Annotated in this window: 14 protein-coding genes; 8 read left to right on the top strand and 6 right to left on the bottom strand. The window is 62.2% G+C overall.

Annotated features, from left to right (window positions below; translation table 11 throughout):
• The first annotated feature begins 69 nt into the window (after positions 1-69).
• The 3 genes from folM to ACMGF5_RS12890 are packed head-to-tail and all read left to right on the top strand — an operon-like array spanning position 70 to position 1,402.
• A complete protein-coding gene (gene folM / locus ACMGF5_RS12900; protein WP_115273580.1) occupies positions 70-762 on the top strand; it encodes a dihydromonapterin reductase in 693 nt (230 codons plus the stop codon).
• A 9-nt stretch (positions 763-771) separates the two neighbouring features.
• Positions 772-1,068, top strand: a complete 297-nt coding sequence (locus tag ACMGF5_RS12895; RefSeq protein WP_012312735.1) for a DUF1244 domain-containing protein — start codon at positions 772-774, stop codon at positions 1,066-1,068.
• Complete coding sequence (locus ACMGF5_RS12890; protein WP_414157840.1) at positions 1,061-1,402, top strand: HopJ type III effector protein; 342 nt, start codon at positions 1,061-1,063, stop codon at positions 1,400-1,402. The genes ACMGF5_RS12895 and ACMGF5_RS12890 overlap by 8 nt, the downstream gene beginning before the upstream one ends.
• A 24-nt stretch (positions 1,403-1,426) precedes the next feature.
• On the opposite strand, the gene ACMGF5_RS12885 is transcribed toward ACMGF5_RS12890, so the two are convergent.
• Positions 1,427-2,335 (bottom strand): alpha/beta fold hydrolase, encoded by a 909-nt coding sequence (locus ACMGF5_RS12885; protein WP_115273578.1) that lies wholly within the window; start codon positions 2,333-2,335, stop codon positions 1,427-1,429.
• A gap of 88 nt (positions 2,336-2,423) precedes the next feature.
• The gene (gene fabV, locus ACMGF5_RS12880; RefSeq protein ID WP_237860166.1) at positions 2,424-3,623 is read right to left on the bottom strand and encodes an enoyl-ACP reductase FabV; all 1,200 of its coding nucleotides are present in this window, start codon (positions 3,621-3,623) and stop codon (positions 2,424-2,426) included.
• Positions 3,624-3,945: 322 nt separating this feature from the next.
• Between fabV and ACMGF5_RS12875 the strand changes: the two genes are divergently transcribed.
• Positions 3,946-5,124, top strand: coding sequence for an acetyl-CoA C-acetyltransferase (locus tag ACMGF5_RS12875; RefSeq protein ID WP_414157839.1), 1,179 nt, complete (start codon positions 3,946-3,948; stop codon positions 5,122-5,124).
• Between the two features lie 74 nt (positions 5,125-5,198).
• On the opposite strand, the gene metE is transcribed toward ACMGF5_RS12875, so the two are convergent.
• Positions 5,199-7,499, bottom strand: coding sequence for a 5-methyltetrahydropteroyltriglutamate--homocysteine S-methyltransferase (gene metE / locus ACMGF5_RS12870; RefSeq protein ID WP_414157838.1), 2,301 nt, complete (start codon positions 7,497-7,499; stop codon positions 5,199-5,201).
• Between the two features lie 215 nt (positions 7,500-7,714).
• Here metE and ACMGF5_RS12865 point away from each other — a divergent pair, with 215 nt between their 5' ends.
• Positions 7,715-9,226: a methylenetetrahydrofolate reductase C-terminal domain-containing protein gene (locus ACMGF5_RS12865; protein ID WP_115273575.1), complete on the top strand. Its 1,512-nt coding sequence runs from the start codon at positions 7,715-7,717 to the stop codon at positions 9,224-9,226.
• Here ACMGF5_RS12865 and yjiA read toward each other — a convergent pair.
• The 3 genes from yjiA to ACMGF5_RS12850 all read right to left on the bottom strand — a co-directional run bounded on the left by yjiA (position 9,162) and on the right by ACMGF5_RS12850 (position 12,489).
• On the bottom strand, positions 9,162-10,139 hold the full coding sequence (gene yjiA / locus ACMGF5_RS12860; RefSeq protein WP_204919686.1) for a GTPase: 978 nt from the start codon (positions 10,137-10,139) through the stop codon (positions 9,162-9,164). The two genes, ACMGF5_RS12865 and yjiA, sit on opposite strands and share 65 nt — an antisense overlap.
• A 72-nt stretch (positions 10,140-10,211) precedes the next feature.
• The gene (locus ACMGF5_RS12855) at positions 10,212-10,409 is read right to left on the bottom strand and encodes a YbdD/YjiX family protein (RefSeq protein ID WP_008094130.1); all 198 of its coding nucleotides are present in this window, start codon (positions 10,407-10,409) and stop codon (positions 10,212-10,214) included.
• 13 nt (positions 10,410-10,422) lie between these two features.
• Positions 10,423-12,489, bottom strand: a complete 2,067-nt coding sequence (locus ACMGF5_RS12850; RefSeq protein ID WP_119688274.1) for a carbon starvation CstA family protein — start codon at positions 12,487-12,489, stop codon at positions 10,423-10,425.
• A gap of 248 nt (positions 12,490-12,737) precedes the next feature.
• Here ACMGF5_RS12850 and ACMGF5_RS12845 point away from each other — a divergent pair, with 248 nt between their 5' ends.
• From ACMGF5_RS12845 to ACMGF5_RS12835, 3 genes are all read left to right on the top strand, one after another.
• The gene (locus ACMGF5_RS12845) at positions 12,738-13,019 is read left to right on the top strand and encodes a lytic polysaccharide monooxygenase (RefSeq protein ID WP_231386145.1); all 282 of its coding nucleotides are present in this window, start codon (positions 12,738-12,740) and stop codon (positions 13,017-13,019) included.
• A 103-nt stretch (positions 13,020-13,122) separates the two neighbouring features.
• Positions 13,123-13,488, top strand: a complete 366-nt coding sequence (locus ACMGF5_RS12840; RefSeq protein ID WP_046784718.1) for a PilZ domain-containing protein — start codon at positions 13,123-13,125, stop codon at positions 13,486-13,488.
• 263 nt (positions 13,489-13,751) lie between these two features.
• Positions 13,752-15,269 carry a nucleobase:cation symporter-2 family protein gene (locus ACMGF5_RS12835; RefSeq protein ID WP_046784717.1) on the top strand — a complete coding sequence of 506 codons (1,518 nt, stop codon included), beginning with the start codon at positions 13,752-13,754 and terminating at the stop codon, positions 15,267-15,269.
• Positions 15,270-15,364: the final 95 nt, after the last annotated feature.

The raw sequence follows: 15,364 nt of genomic DNA, 5'->3' as shown, positions 1-15,364 counted from the left end.
CATACAAGAGGGAAACAGTTCGGGTATGCTGGGCGGCAACGACAGGAAAGACAAGTTGACCGCCCGCACATGAACAGCCCAATTCTCGTTACCGGAGCCAGCCAGCGCGTCGGGCTGGCCTTGGCCCTTGAGCTGGCAGAGGCCGGCCATACCGTGGTCAGTGCCAGCCGCAGCGTCCAGCCCCAGCCTGCGCACCCTAACATCGTGCAGTTCCAGGCCGACCTTTGCCTGGCGGCCGACCGCCAGGCGCTGATCGACCACCTGCAGCAGCACTACGATGGGCTGCGCGCGATCATCCACAATGCCTCTTTGTGGCTCGACGATGGCCTGGACAACCTGCAGACCATGTTCCGCCTCCACGTCGAGGCGCCCTACCACCTGAACCTGGCGCTGGGTGATTTGCTGAACAAGGTCGACAAGGCCGATATCATCCATATCTGCGACGAAACCTCCTCGCGTGGCAGCAAGAGCCATATCGGCTACGCCGCCACCAAGGCAGCGCTGCAGAACATGGTGCTGTCGTTTGCCGAAAAATATGCGCCCAAGGTACACGTCAACGGTATCCTGCCCGGGCTGCTGATCCTCAAGGAAGGGGGCGACGAAGCCTATCGCCAGCAGACCCTGAAAAAGGCCCTGCTGGAATTCGAACCCGGCGCCGGCCCGCTGATCGAGACGGTCAAATACCTGCTCGACAGCCAATACAGCACCGGCAGCCAGGTGGTCATCAACGGTGGCCGCCACCTGAAGAATCGCATGACCTGAGAGAAGCCCATGACTGCGCAAGAACAACTCGAACTCGAAGCCGCCGCCTTCCGGCGCCTGGTCGCACACCTGCAGAACCGCACCGATGTGCAGAACATCGACCTGATGAACCTCTCTGGCTTCTGTCGTAACTGCCTGTCCAAGTGGTACAAGGCCGCGGCCGACGAACGCCAGGTCGACATCAGCCTGGATGACGCCCGTGAAGCGGTGTATGGCATGCCCTACGCCGAATGGAAAACCCAGTACCAGAAAGAAGCCAGCGCCGACCAGCAAGCGGCGTTTGAAAAAGGAAAACCTCGTGACTGATCTGAACACCCTGCGCGCCAGCCTGGCCAGCGGCAAACACGCCTTCGCCGACACCCTGGCGTTCATCGCTGCCCACTACAGCTACCAGCCACAGGCTTTCACCAACGGTGGCGTGGAAAACGCCGCCGGGCAGAACGAAGGCTCGTGCAAGACGCTGGGCCTGGCCCTGCTGGAAGGCCTGAGCGACCAGGAGGCGCTGCTGGCCTTCGGTGAACACTACCGCGACGTGATGGCCACGCCCGAGGGCACTGACCATGGCAACATCCGTGCGCTGATCGCGCATGGCCTGGCAGGCGTGAAGTTCACCGCCCAGCCGCTTTCGCGTAACGCCTGATACTGCCGGGCCGGGCAGGCCCCATCAGCTGATGATCTGCCCCGGCCCGTCGGCCGGCAACCCGCCGCGCTGCAACCACGCCAGCGCAATCGGCCACAGGCTCTCGCGGAATCGGTCATGGAAAAACGCGAAGTGGCCAATGTCCTCGACCGCGATATCCACAGGTGCGATCCGCAGATGCCGACGCTCGGCGCCTTCCAGATAACCTAGCAATCGCTCTGTAGCGGCAACCGTGCCAAACGGGTCATCGGCCAGACTGATGGCCAACGTTGCCGCCCGCACCTGAGCAAACGGCAAATACTGCAACTGGCGCCCGCTGGGCCTTTGCTCATAGCGCGCAGTACGGGTAGTCCAGTCCTGGACCACACCGGCAGGCGTGTCTTCCATCCAGCCCAGGCGCTTGCCGGGGAAGTAACCGAACACACGGGTCAGCAACGGCATCGCCACATGCCATTTACCGAACAGTCGCCAACGCTGATCGGCCGCGTAGTCACGCCAGTAGGCGAACTGCGCACCCACCATCACCACCCGCCTGATCCGCTCGGCAGACGGCGCCAGCCCTACGGCGCAACCGCCGAAGCTGTGCCCAACGACATCCACCGGCTGGCAGGGAAATGCCTGGGCGGCGTACGCCAGCATGGCTTCGAAATCCAGCCTGCCCCAGTCGCTCCAGGAGGCCTGGAAACCGCGCAAGGAAGGCGGCCGGGATTCGCCGATGCCGCGGTAGTCATAGGTCAACACGTCGCAGCCTTGGGCGAACAGGTAATCGGCAAAGCGGGTGTAGTAACGGCAGCGCACGGACGTGGCGGCATTGATGATCACCAGCGGGCGCTGGGGATTGGCCTGGGCGTGGCGCCAGTAGAAACCACCAAGGCTGTAGCCGTCGGCTGTGGTCTGGCGAAAAGGCGTGGCCGGTTGGGTGAGGCTGCTCATGGCGCGCTTCCTGTTGTTGTGCGCCAACGCTAGCAAAAAACGCGAGGGCTGTACCGGCCCTTTCGCGGGGCCGGTACAGCCAGAGGGCTTACAGCTCGACGCAGTCGAACTTCACATCGGTCGCCACATCTTCGTCGTAGTTGACATCAGCGCGCTCGAAGCCGAACAGGTTGAGGAACTGCTTCTTGTAACCGGCGTAGTCGGTCAGTTCGAACAGGTTCTCGGTGGTCACTTGTGGCCACAGGGCCTTGCAGGCGCCCTGCACATCGTCGCGCAGCTCCCAATCGTCCAGGCGCAGGCGGCCCTTCTCGTCCAGCTCCGCCGGGACGCCGTCAGCACGGTACATACGGTCACGGAACATGCGGTCCAGCTGATCCTGGGTACCTTCGTGAACGCCCTTCTCCTGCATGATCTTGAAGACCATCGACAGGTACAGCGGCATCACCGGAATGGCCGAACTGGCCTGGGTGACCACCGACTTGAGCACGGCCACGTTGGCGCTGCCACCGACCTTGCCGGCCAGACGCTGGGCGGTTTCGTCCAGGTCCTGCTTGGCCTTGCCCAGGGCGCCGTGCCAGTAGATCGGCCAGGTGATGTCGCTACCGATGTAGCTGAAGGCCACGGTGCGAGCCTGTGGCGCGAGCACGCCAGCGGCGTTCAGGGCGTCGATCCACAGTTCCCAGTCCTGGCCGCCCATGACGGTGACGGTGTCAGCGATTTCCTGCTCGGTGGCCGGCTCGATGCTGGCCTCGATGATGGTGTCCTTGTTGGTGTCGATGGCGGTCGACTTGTACGGCTGGCCGATCGGCTTGAGCGCGGAACGGATCACTTCACCGGTCTGCGGCAGCTTGCGCACCGGCGAGGCCAGGGAGTAGATGACCAGGTCGACCTGACCGCCCATTTCGTTCTTGATCAGCTCGATGACCTTGGCACGGGCTTCATCGGAGAAAGCGTCACCGTTGATCGACTTGCTGTACAGGCCCTCGGCCTTGGCGAACTTGTCGAAGGCAGCAGCGTTGTACCAGCCGGCAGTGCCAGCCTTGGTCTCGGTGCCTGGCTTTTCGAAGAACACGCCCAGGGTATCGGCCTTGAAGCCGAAGGCTGCGGTAATGCGTGCCGCCAGGCCGTAGCCGCTGGATGCACCAATGACCAGGACCTTCTTCGGGCCATCCTCGCGCACGCCCAGCTTGCGGGTGGCTTCGATCTGGTCACGGACGTTCAGCTCGCAGCCCTTGGGGTGAGTCGTGGTGCAGATGAAACCGCGAACCTTAGGATGAATGATGGCCAATGTCTGTACCTCGTCAGGTTTATGCAGGGAAGCGCCGCCTTGGGCGATTCCGATTGATCAGAGGGTGAGACTACCCCCACAGGTTATCCGACACATATTACGGGGTGATCAAAGGGATGCAAAACGATGCGCCTCCCGATGAACACTCTGTCGCCGGCAAGATCCGGTGGTTAAGAGCAAAGACCGGACACCAGCCCAGGAGCCATTGATTGGTTTTTCACATCAATGGCAAAGAAAAACAAACTTAACAAATGAGCCAAACCCGCCGAAGCTGGTGGCACTGCGCCCGCTTGGCGCCCACCTGCACACGGAGAACAACAACATGAACGACGTGGTCATCGTCGCCGCAACCCGAACCGCCATCGGCAGCTTCCAGGGTGCCCTGGCCAACGTGCCCGCGGTAGACCTGGGCGCTGCCGTGATCAAGCGCCTGCTGGAGCAGACCGGGCTGGACCCGGCACAGGTCGACGAGGTGATCCTCGGCCAGGTACTCACCGCCGGCGTCGGGCAGAACCCTGCTCGCCAGGCCGCGATCAAGGCCGGCCTGCCCTACAGTGTGCCGGCGCTGACCCTGAATAAAGTCTGCGGCTCGGGGCTCAAGGCCCTGCACCTGGCTGCACAAGCCATCCGTTGCGGTGATGCCGAGGTGGTAATCGCCGGAGGCCAGGAAAACATGAGCCTGGCCCCCTACGTGATGCCTTCGGCGCGAACCGGGCAGCGCATGGGCCATGGCCAGTTGGTCGACAGCATGATCACCGACGGCCTGTGGGATGCCTTCAACGACTACCACATGGGCATTACCGCCGAAAACCTGGTGGAGAAGTACAGCATCAGCCGTGAACAGCAGGATGCATTTGCCGCCCAATCGCAACGCAAGGCGGTGGCCGCCATCGATACCGGCCGCTTCAAGGACGAGATCACGCCCATTGTGATGCCGCAGAAAAAAGGTGACCCCAAGGTCTTTGACCGTGACGAGCAGCCACGCCCGGACACCACCGCTGATTCCTTGGCCAAGCTGCGCCCGGCCTTCAAGAAAGACGGCAGCGTCACCGCTGGCAACGCCTCCAGCCTCAACGACGGCGCCGCTGCGGTGCTGCTGATGAGTGCTGACAAGGCCAAGGCCCTTGGCCTGCCGGTACTGGCCAAAATTGCCGGCTACGCCAGTGCGGGGGTGGACCCGGAAATCATGGGGATTGGCCCGGTGTCGGCCACCCAGCGTTGCCTGGACAAGGCCGGCTGGCAATTGGCCGAGCTTGACCTGATCGAGGCCAACGAGGCCTTTGCCGCACAGGCGCTGGCGGTGGGCAAGGCGCTGGAGTGGGATGCCGCGCGGGTCAACGTCAACGGCGGGGCAATTGCCCTTGGGCACCCGATCGGTGCTTCGGGGTGCCGGGTGCTGGTGACCTTGCTGCACGAAATGATCAAGCGCGACGCCAAGAAGGGGTTGGCCACGCTGTGCATCGGCGGGGGCCAGGGTGTCGCTTTGGCGATCGAGCGTTGATCCTGGTTTAAGGCAGACAGCACTGCCCTCATCGCCGGCAAGCCGGCGATGAGGGCGGTACAAGCAGCAAATGCTCAGGCTGTGGCGCGCAACTCACGAGCCGCCGCCACCATGTTCACCAACGCCGCCTCGGTCTCAGGCCAGGCACGGGTTTTCAATCCGCAATCCGGGTTGACCCACAGACGCTCGGCCGGAATACGCAAAGCCGCCTTGCGCAGCAACTTGACCATCTCCTCTCTGGTCGGTACCCGTGGCGAGTGAATGTCATACACACCTGGGCCGATCTCGTTGGGGTAGTCGAACTTCTCGAACGCCTCCAGCAATTCCATGTCAGAACGCGATGTCTCGATGGTGATGACGTCGGCGTCCATCGCAGCGATCGATTCGATCACATCATTGAATTCGCTGTAGCACATGTGGGTGTGGATCTGTGTTTCGTCACGAACGCCCGAAGCGCACAGGCGGAAGGCTTCGGTGGCCCACTCGAGGTAAGCGGGCCAGGCACTGCGGCGCAGCGGCAGGCCTTCGCGGAAGGCGGCCTCGTCAATCTGCACGATCTTGATATCAGCTGCCTCCAGGTCGAGCACTTCATCGCGAATCGCCAGCGCCAGTTGCCGGGCCTGGGTTTCGCGGCTGACATCCTCACGTGGGAACGACCACATCAGCATGGTCACCGGGCCGGTCAGCATGCCCTTCATCACTTTGCCGGTCAGCCCTTGTGCATAGCGGGTCCAGGCCACGGTCATCGCCTCAGGCCGGCTCAGGTCACCGTAGATCACCGCCGGCTTCACGCACCGCGAACCATAGCTCTGTACCCAGCCAAAACGGGTGAACAAGTAACCGTCGAGTTGCTCGGCAAAGTATTCCACCATGTCGTTGCGCTCGGCCTCGCCGTGCACCAATACGTCAAGGCCCAGGTTTTCCTGGATCTGTACGGCATGGCGAATTTCACTGTGCATGGCTTCGACGTAATCGGCTTCGGTCAACTTGCCCTGTTTAAACGCCTGGCGTGCCAGGCGTATGGCAGGGGTCTGTGGGAAAGAGCCGATGGTGGTGGTCGGATAGGCAGGCAGGTTCAGCCCGGCTCGCTGCTTGGCAATGCGCTGGCCGAACGCCGACAGGCGTTGGCTGTCGCCAGGCTTTATCGCGTCGACACGCGCCTGTACGGCAGGCTTGTGGATACGCGGCGAGCTGGCGCGGCCAGCCTCGATGGCGCGGCTACGCGCCAGTGCGGCGGCAACTTCGGCAGCGTCCGGCTGATTGACGGCCTTGGCCAGCACGGCGACTTCCTGGCATTTCTGCACGGCGAAGGCCAGCCAGCTTTTCAGCTCGGTGTCGAGCTGGTCTTCACGGCTCAGGTCCACCGGGCTGTGCAACAGCGAACAGGATGGTGCGACCCACAGGCGGTCACCCAGACGCTCGGCAGCGTGACGCAGTACATCAACGGCATTTTCCAGGTCGCAGGCCCAGACATTGCGGCCGTTGACCAGGCCCAGCGACAGTATCTTGTAGGCCGGCAGGCGGTCGAGGATGGTCGGGTACTGCTCCGGCGCCCGCACCAGGTCGATATGCAGGCCGTCGACGGGTAGGTTGGCGGCAAGGCCGAGGTTTTCTTCCAGGCCGCCGAAATAGGTGGCCACCAGTTTTTTCAAAGGGGCGCGCTGGAGGATGTTGTAGACACGCTCATAGGCGTTTTTCCATTCCTGCGGCAGATCGAGTACCAGGATCGGCTCGTCGATCTGCACCCACTCCACACCCTGACCAGCCAAGCGATTGAGGATTTCGTCATACACCGGCAGCAAGCGGTCGAGCAGCTCCAGCTTGTCGAAGTCGCCACCTTTGGTTTTGCCCAGCCACAGGTAGGTCAGCGGGCCGATCACCACCGGTTTGGCGGCATGGCCCAATGCCGTGGCTTCGTCCACTTCCTCGAACAGCTGCTCCCAGCTCAGGGCGAATTGCTGATCGACGGTAAACTCAGGTACCAGGTAGTGGTAGTTGGTGTCGAACCACTTGGTCATTTCCTGGGCGTGGGCAGCGCCGCAGCAGTTGGCACTGCGCTCGGTCGCCACGCCACGGGCCATGGCGAACAGGGTTTGCAGGGTGGGCTTGGCACCGTCATGGCCTCGGAAACGCTCGGGGATGACGCCGAAGGTCAGCGAGTGCGTCAGTACCTGGTCGTACCAGGCGAAATCGCCGACGGGCAACAGCTCGATGCCAGCATCCTTCTGGGCTTGCCAGTGCGCCGCGCGCAAGTCGCGGCCAACCTTGCGCAGGCCGGCTTCGTCCAACTCACCTTTCCAGAAGGCTTCCTGGGCTTTTTTCAGTTCGCGGTCGCGGCCGATACGCGGAAAACCCAGGTTATGTGCCAGTGCCATCTCTTGTCCCTCAGAATGCAAAAAATAATGAGGGGGATTTTCCGGCCCGCCACACAATGAGACAAACTCATTTAATTTGAGATGAAGTCAAGATTCTTTCATGATGAATAGGCCGGGCACGTCTTGTTCAGAGCAGCCTGGTACGCTCGCAGACAAGCCTGCGCCCAAGACGCGTCGCACAATGCCTCACTGAACAATCCAGGTGCCCCATTGCCATGAGCCTGCTGAAATCGGCGCTGCGCGAAAAAACCTTCGTCTGCGTCATGGAGTTCGTGCCCAAGCCGTCGGCCGAACGCTTCGCTGCGATGGAGGCGATCATGGCCCGTGGGCACTTGTGCGGCTGGCCAATGACCGTAGCCATCGGCGACCGTGTCGGCAGCCCGCTGGACCTCTCACCATTGGACGCCCTGTCCAGCTTCAGTAAACCCGTCCCTGCCCTGCCCCACTTTTCCGGCAAGGACCGTGAACGCCATGATCTGCTCGCGCAGCTGAAAAGAATGGACGCCGCCGGCCTCGACCAATTGCTGCTACTGACCGGCGATCGCCTGCCAGGCCACCAGCCAGGCGAGCGCCCGGTGCGCTATCTGGAATCGGTCGCCGCACTGCAACTTGCTCGCAAGGCCTGCCCCCACTGGCTGCTGGGGGCTGCACTCAACCCATTCAAATACCGCGAGGAGGAAGGCGGTGCGCAGTATTTCAAGGCAGAGAAGAAGCTCGCTGCGGGCGCCGATTTCCTCACCCTGCAATTGGGCTTCGATGCCAGCAAGCATCTGGAGGCCATGCAGTGGATGGGGCGTCAGGCCGAACCCAAGCCCCTACTGGCCTGCCTGATGAGCCTGAGCCATGGCCGTGCAGCGATGCTCGAGCATGTCGCCGGCGTTACCGTATCGCCGTCGATGCGCGACATGCTTGAGGCCGAAGCGGGCGTATCCAAAGCCTATGCCCAGGCACGCGGCCTTGATCGCCTGGCCCTGCAGATCATTGGCGTAAAGTTGATGGGGTATGCCGGGGTGCACCTTTCAGGTGTTCACGAACTCAAGCAACTGCTCGCCCTGGAGGCGCGCATCGAGGACTGGCAAGCACGTGTCCATTCACAGGAACAGTGGACAACGGCCTGGGCCGGCAGCTGGCAGATGCCAGGCCTGCCGGCGGTGACCTTTCACCCACCACAAGCAGACTGGCGCCAAGGCCAGTCGAGGGTCAGCGCAACCGCCAGGGAGAAACTGCGTTATCACCTGCTGCATGGGTTTCACGCCCTGTTGTTCAGCCGTAACAACTGGCTGAGCAAGACCTTTGGCTGGGCCGTGCGCCAGCCGCTGTGGGCCAGCGACAGCGGCGCCCGCTGGCTGCACGGGCTGGAGCGCATCGTGAAGCGCCCGCTGCTGGGCTGCGACACCTGTGGCCGGTGCCGCCTGGAAGACACCTTGTACATCTGCCCCGAAACCTGCCCCAAGGGCCTGGCCAACGGCCCCTGTGGCGGTACTGCGCTGAACCGCTGTGAGTTCGGCGACCGCGAGTGCATCCACAGCGTCAAATACCGCACCGCCAAAGCCGTGCAACAGACCGCCGTGCTCACCGAACGGCTGATCCCCTGCATCGAGGTACAAACGCGTCACCGCAGTTCATGGCCGCAGTGGTTCGCCGTGCAGACGCCTGCCCGGTTCAGCCCGCAGCCAACGCTTCGAAACCCGCCCGAATCTTCGCCTCAGGCAGTTCATCGGCAATGAACACCATCACGCTTTCGCGCGTTTCGCCTTCGGCCCACTCGGCGTCCCAATCGAAACCATAGAGCTTGAGCACGCCCTGGAACACCAGGCGACGGTCTTCTCCGGCAATGTTGAGCACACCTTTATAGCGCAGCAGTTGCTTGCCGTGAGTCTCGAGCAATTCGTTCATGAAGCCGCTGAGGCGGTCGATGTCCAGGGGGACCTCGGTACGCAACACCAGGGTCGAGATACGATCAGGTGTGGCGGGTTTGAACGCCGGGCGCAGGGTTGGCTTGAGGTTGGCGCCCAGATCCGGGTTGAGGTTGAACCCGCGCACGTCGAGCAGTTCGGCCAGGTCGATACGGCCGTGCTCGACCACGCGCAACGCCGCACGGCCATTGATACGCGCCAGGCGCTCGCGCAAGGCGTCCACCGCCGCCGGCTCGACCAGGTCGGTCTTGCTCAGCAACAGGCGGTCGGCAAAGCCCACCTGGGCCTGCGCGATGGTCTGGGCCAGATGCAGCTCGGCATGGGCCGCATCGACCAGGGTAATGATGCCATCGAGGATATAGCGGTCGCGCAATTGCTCTTCGACGAAGAAGGTCTGCGCCACCGGCGCGGGGTCGGCCAGGCCAGTGCATTCGATCACCAGGCGATCGAAAGCGATCTCCCCGGCGTCCAGGCGCTCGAGCAGCAGGAACAGGGCACGGGTCAGGTCGCCATGAATGCTGCAGCATACACAGCCGTTGGCCAGGGTCATGACCTGCACCGGCTCGTCACCCAACAGCTGGCTGTCGATGCCTGCCTCACTGAACTCGTTCTCGATCACGGCGATTTTCAGGCCGTGCTCGGCTTTTAGCATGTGCTTGAGCAACGTGGTTTTGCCGGCACCGAGAAAACCGGTGAGCACGGTTACGGGAATTGGCGTCTGCACGCAGAAATCTCCTGAAGCTGAAAATGACTGTGGGAGCCCACAGGCTCCCACAGGTTCACGCAGTGTGCCGAATCAGCAGCACTTGGGGCCGGACTTGCCACCGTAGCGGGCTTCCTGGCGTTCCCGGAAGAACGCCTCGTAGCTCATCACCGGCTTGTCCGGGTGCTTGGTCTGCATGTGCTCGACATAGTTGTCGTAGTCGGGCATGCCGACCATCAGGCGGGCTGCCTGCCCCAGGTATTTACCCAGCCGACCCAGGTCGTTGAACATCGCAGCATTCCTCTCAAGCGTCAGGCAGTGCCTGGAACGGGGTTTCCTTGTCGGTGCGTTCCTTGCGGCCGAGGGCGGCGTAGCCGACCTTGATGGCAAAGAACAACACGCTGAACACCACAATCAGGAACAACACGGTGAGCCCGGCGTTGGTGTAGGCGTTGTAGATCACGTGCTGCATCTGCCCGATATCCTTGGCCGGGGCCAGCACCTGGCCGGCGTCCAGCGCAGTGCTGTACTTCTCGGCCAGGGCCAGGAAGCCAACCGCAGGGTTCGGGTCGAACAGTTTGATCAGCCCGGCAGTGGTGGTGCAAATCAGCAGCCACACCGCTGGCAGCAAGGTGACCCACATGTAGCGCTGGCGCTTCATCTTGATCAATACCACCGTGCCCAGCATCAGAGCGATACCGGCCAGCATCTGGTTGGAGATGCCGAACAGCGGCCACAGGGTGTTGATGCCACCCAGCGGGTCGATCACGCCCTGATACAGCAGGTAACCCCAAAGGGCCACGCAGCCGGCCGTGCCGATCAGGTTGGCCGTCCACGACTCGGTACGCTTGAGCGCCGGCACGAAGCTGCCCAGCAGGTCCTGCAGCATGAAGCGGCCGGCACGGGTACCGGCGTCCACTGCGGTCAGGATGAACAGCGCTTCGAACAGGATCGCGAAGTGGTACCAGAAGGCCATGGTGTTTTCACCCGGCAGCACCTGGTGCAGGATCTGCGCAATACCCACCGCCAGCGTCGGCGCACCACCGGCACGGGCCAGGATGGTGTGCTCGCCGATGTCGCGGGCCACGGCCTCAAGCTGTTCGGGGGTGATCAGGAAGCCCCAGCTGCTGACCGTCTGCGCCACCGACACGACGTCGGCACCGACCACTGCGGGCGGGCTGTTCATGGCGAAATAAACGCCTGGCTCGATGACCGAGGCGGCGACCATGGCCATGATGGCGACGAACGATTCCATCAGCATGCCGCCGTAGCCGATGTAGCGGGCGTTGGTTTCGTTGTCCAGCAGCTTCGGCGTGGTCCCCGAGGAAATCAGCGCGTGGAAGCCGGACACCGCACCACAGGCGATGGTGATGAACAGGAACGGGAACAGTGTGCCCTTCCACACCGGGCCTGTACCGTCGGTGAACTGGGTCAGCGCAGGCATTTTCAGCTCTGGCGCGATGATCAGGATACCGATGGCAAGGCCGACGATGGTGCCGATCTTGAGGAAGGTCGACAGGTAGTCACGCGGCGCCAGCACCAGCCACACTGGCAGCACGGCAGCGACGAAGCCATAACCCACCAGCATCCAGGTGATCTGCACGCCGGTGAAGGTGAACGCCGGGCCCCAGACCGGATCCGCGGCAATCTGGCCCCCCAGCCAGATCGACGCCAGCAGCAGTACCACGCCGACGACCGAGATCTCGCCGATACGGCCCGGGCGGATGTAGCGCATGTAGATGCCCATGAACATCGCGATCGGGATGGTCGCCATCACCGTGAACATGCCCCATGGGCTTTCAGCCAGGGCCTTGACCACGATCAGCGCCAGCACCGCCAGGATGATGATCATGATCAGGAAGCAGCCGAACAGGGCGATGGTGCCAGGGATGCGCCCCATCTCCTCGCGCACCATGTCGCCCAGCGAGCGGCCGTTGCGGCGGGTAGACAGGAACAGGACCATGAAGTCCTGGACCGCGCCGGCCAGCACCACGCCGGCGATCAGCCAGAGCGTGCCAGGCAGGTAGCCCATTTGCGCCGCAAGCACGGGACCGACCAGGGGGCCGGCGCCAGCGATGGCGGCGAAGTGGTGACCGAAAAGAATGTGTTTGTTGGTCGGGACGTAGTCCAGGCCATCGTTGTTGAGCACCGCAGGGGTGGCTCGGCGAGGGTCGAGTTGCATCACCTTGGTGGCGATGAACAGGCTGTAGTAACGGTAGGCGACCAGGTAGATGGCCACTGCCGCGACCACGATCCACAAGGCATTGATCGCCTCGCCTCGACGCAGGGCGACCACACCCAGCGCACAAGCCCCTATGACCGCCAGCGCCAGCCACGGGATGTGGCGTAGCAGGCTGTTATTGTTGTTCATGGCATGCTTCCAGCTAAGTGGTTGGAATAGACAGCCCCTTGAGTCTAGGGCTTGCTTGAAGGGTTTACCATCCCGAATTGGCATACAGCCGGTGGCGAGCACAGGCTCTAGAACGCCGCTACCCGTACAACCTCATGCCTGGGAAGCAACACGCGCCCTGGCGGGCCTGTCATTTTTGCCAGCTGTGCATGAAAGGGGCACGCGCTTTCAATGATCAGGCAATCCGATTGCCCTTGGAAGACACGCGATTGACGAATCTGCACACGCTGAAATCGTGCGTCGATCATCTGAAAGCCGGGGAGCCGCTGACCCGTGCCCAGTTCGAACCGCAGCCGTTCGCCACATTCCTCAATGAACTTCAGCCTTACTGGGGCTTCACCGACGAGCAGATGTGGCCGGCACAACCCACTACGCATACCTTGGAGCTACCTGAACGCCAGGGCTATCACGTACTGCTGGGCGTCTGGGAAATAGCCGAGACCGACAAGGCCTTCTATCAGGTGGTCGACCTCGATTTCGTCACCAGCTAACGGTGGCGCCGGGTGACTCGGCCATATGTCATCCGTATTACCCGTCATCCGGCAGGAGTGCCCATGGCTGGTCTATAGTCAGTGCTACTGACGAGGGCCCGCCATGACCACTCCTTCCGACGATCGCCGGCGCTTCCAGCGCATTGACTTCGACGCCCCCACCGAACTGCGCCAGGGCGATCGCCGCTGGCCGGTCAAACTCCTGGATCTGTCGCTCAAGGGCCTGCTGATCGAGCGCCCTGAGCCGTGGAACGCCGACCTCACTCAGGATTTCGATGCGATCATCCAACTGGACCCGCACACCCATGTGCAGATGCAGGTGGAACTACGCCATGAAGAGGCGAAGCGGCTGGGGTTCATCTGCCTCTACATCGACATCGATTCGATGAGCCATTTGCACCGTCTTGTGGAATTGAACGTGGCCGACAGCACCGAAATGATGCGCGAGCTGCGACAACTCATCGAATAATGGGATCTCTTAGCTAGCTAATAGCTTTCCCAACTTGTGTTTCTTGTCTACCCAGACAGCTTTCAACCTGGGTATCGCAACGTTGTACACACCCCTCTAACACCGTATTCAATGAGTTGGTACGCGATCTGCATTGCGTTCTTGCACACCCTGCAAGCCTGCTTGTTCGCGCTCCAATCAAAATATTGTATACAATTCTTGTAGCAATCATTTGTAGGAAGTGTCTACAGTAGCGGCACAACAATAAACAGTGAGCCTGCTCAATGACTACGTCCCCTAGCACGTCTCCCGCCAAGCGCCCCGAGGACGAAAACCTCGGCCTTGGAGCCAACTTGGCCTATGGCCTTCAGCATGTGCTGACCATGTATGGAGGGATCGTCGCAGTACCCCTGATCCTGGGGCAGGCTGCGGGCCTCAATGGTGCCGAGATCGGCATGCTGATCGCGGCCTCGCTGTTTGCCGGTGGCCTGGCCACGCTGCTGCAAACGCTCGGCCTGCCCTTCTTCGGATGCCAGTTGCCGTTGGTGCAGGGCGTGTCGTTCGCAGGCGTGGCAACCATGGGGGCGATTCTCAGCAGCCAGGACGGTGGCGGCTTGCCAGGCGTGCTGGGCGCAGTCATGGCGGCATCGCTGATCGGCTTTCTGATCACCCCGGTGTTCTCGCGCATCACCAAGTTCTTCCCGCCTCTGGTCACCGGTATCGTCATCACGACCATTGGCCTGACCTTGATGCCGGTGGCCGCACGCTGGGTGATGGGCGGCAACAGTGCTTCGCCGGAATTCGGCAGCATGGCCAACATCGGCCTGGCAGCGCTGACGTTCGCCATCGTGCTGCTGCTGAGCAAACTGGGCAGCGCGACCATTTCGCGCCTGTCGATCCTGCTGGCCATGGTCTTCGGCACCCTGATCGCCTGGGCGCTGGGCATGACCGACTTCAGCAAGGTGGCCGAAGGCCCGATGTTCGCCTTCCCTACCCCGTTCCACTTCGGTATGCCGACCTTCCACATCGCGGCGATCCTGTCGATGTGCATCGTGATCATGGTGACCCTGGTGGAAACCTCGGCCGACATCCTGGCCGTGGGTGAGATCATCGATACCAAGGTCGATTCCAAGCGCCTGGGCAATGGCCTGCGCGCCGACATGGCTTCGAGCATCCTGGCACCGGTATTCGGCTCTTTCACCCAGAGCGCCTTTGCGCAGAACGTAGGCCTGGTGGCCGTGACCGGGGTCAAGAGCCGCTACGTGGTGGCCACCGGTGGTGTGATCCTGGTAGTGCTGGGCCTGCTGCCGGTGATGGGCCGGGTGATTGCAGCAGTGCCAACCCCGGTACTGGGCGGCGCAGGCATCGTGCTGTTCGGCACTGTGGCTGCCAGCGGTATCCGCACCCTGTCCAAGGTCAACTACAAGAACAACGTCAACCTGATCATCGTCGCCGCCTCGCTGGGCTTTGGCATGATCCCGATTGCCGCGCCGAACTTCTACCACCACTTCCCGAACTGGTTCGAGACCATCTTCCACTCCGGCATCAGCTCGGCAGCGATCATGGCCATCGTGTTGAACCTGATCTTCAACCATTTCACGGCAGGCAATTCAGACCAGCAGTCAGTGTTCGCGGCAGGCTACGAGCGCACCATCCAGTACTCGGACATCTCTGCACTGCGTGATGGCGATTACTTCAAGGAAGGCAAGCTGTTCGACGCCGAGGGCAATGAGGTGCCGGTGCTGGAGCTGGACGAGCATGGCAATGCGGCGCCCAGGCGAACGCCGGTAGCCGAGCACTGACCGCTGACTGAGCGGTGACCCAGAGGGAGCCGATGCGCATCGTCGGCTCCCTTTTTTGTTTGCCTGCACCGGCCGATTGCCTGCACAACCAGCGG

This window comes from Pseudomonas sp. BNK-15 (genome assembly GCF_047456105.1).
In the GTDB taxonomy this organism is placed as follows: domain Bacteria; phylum Pseudomonadota; class Gammaproteobacteria; order Pseudomonadales; family Pseudomonadaceae; genus Aquipseudomonas; species Aquipseudomonas putida_E.
The sequence above is the reverse complement of the archived record's forward strand: the minus strand, read 5'-3'. Positions and strand labels throughout refer to the sequence as shown.

What these genes read in the sequence shown, in the direction of transcription:
- folM (WP_115273580.1), top strand. Translation starts at nt 70, where the DNA reads ATGAACAGCCCAATTCTCGTTACCGGAGCCAGCCAGCGCGTCGGGCTG.
- ACMGF5_RS12895 (WP_012312735.1), top strand. Translation starts at nt 772, where the DNA reads ATGACTGCGCAAGAACAACTCGAACTCGAAGCCGCCGCCTTCCGGCGC.
- ACMGF5_RS12885 (WP_115273578.1), bottom strand. Translation starts at nt 2,335, where the DNA reads ATGAGCAGCCTCACCCAACCGGCCACGCCTTTTCGCCAGACCACAGCC.
- ACMGF5_RS12875 (WP_414157839.1), top strand. Translation starts at nt 3,946, where the DNA reads ATGAACGACGTGGTCATCGTCGCCGCAACCCGAACCGCCATCGGCAGC.
- metE (WP_414157838.1), bottom strand. Translation starts at nt 7,499, where the DNA reads ATGGCACTGGCACATAACCTGGGTTTTCCGCGTATCGGCCGCGACCGC.
- ACMGF5_RS12865 (WP_115273575.1), top strand. Translation starts at nt 7,715, where the DNA reads ATGAGCCTGCTGAAATCGGCGCTGCGCGAAAAAACCTTCGTCTGCGTC.
- ACMGF5_RS12855 (WP_008094130.1), bottom strand. Translation starts at nt 10,409, where the DNA reads ATGTTCAACGACCTGGGTCGGCTGGGTAAATACCTGGGGCAGGCAGCC.
- ACMGF5_RS12850 (WP_119688274.1), bottom strand. Translation starts at nt 12,489, where the DNA reads ATGAACAACAATAACAGCCTGCTACGCCACATCCCGTGGCTGGCGCTG.
- ACMGF5_RS12840 (WP_046784718.1), top strand. Translation starts at nt 13,123, where the DNA reads ATGACCACTCCTTCCGACGATCGCCGGCGCTTCCAGCGCATTGACTTC.
- ACMGF5_RS12835 (WP_046784717.1), top strand. Translation starts at nt 13,752, where the DNA reads ATGACTACGTCCCCTAGCACGTCTCCCGCCAAGCGCCCCGAGGACGAA.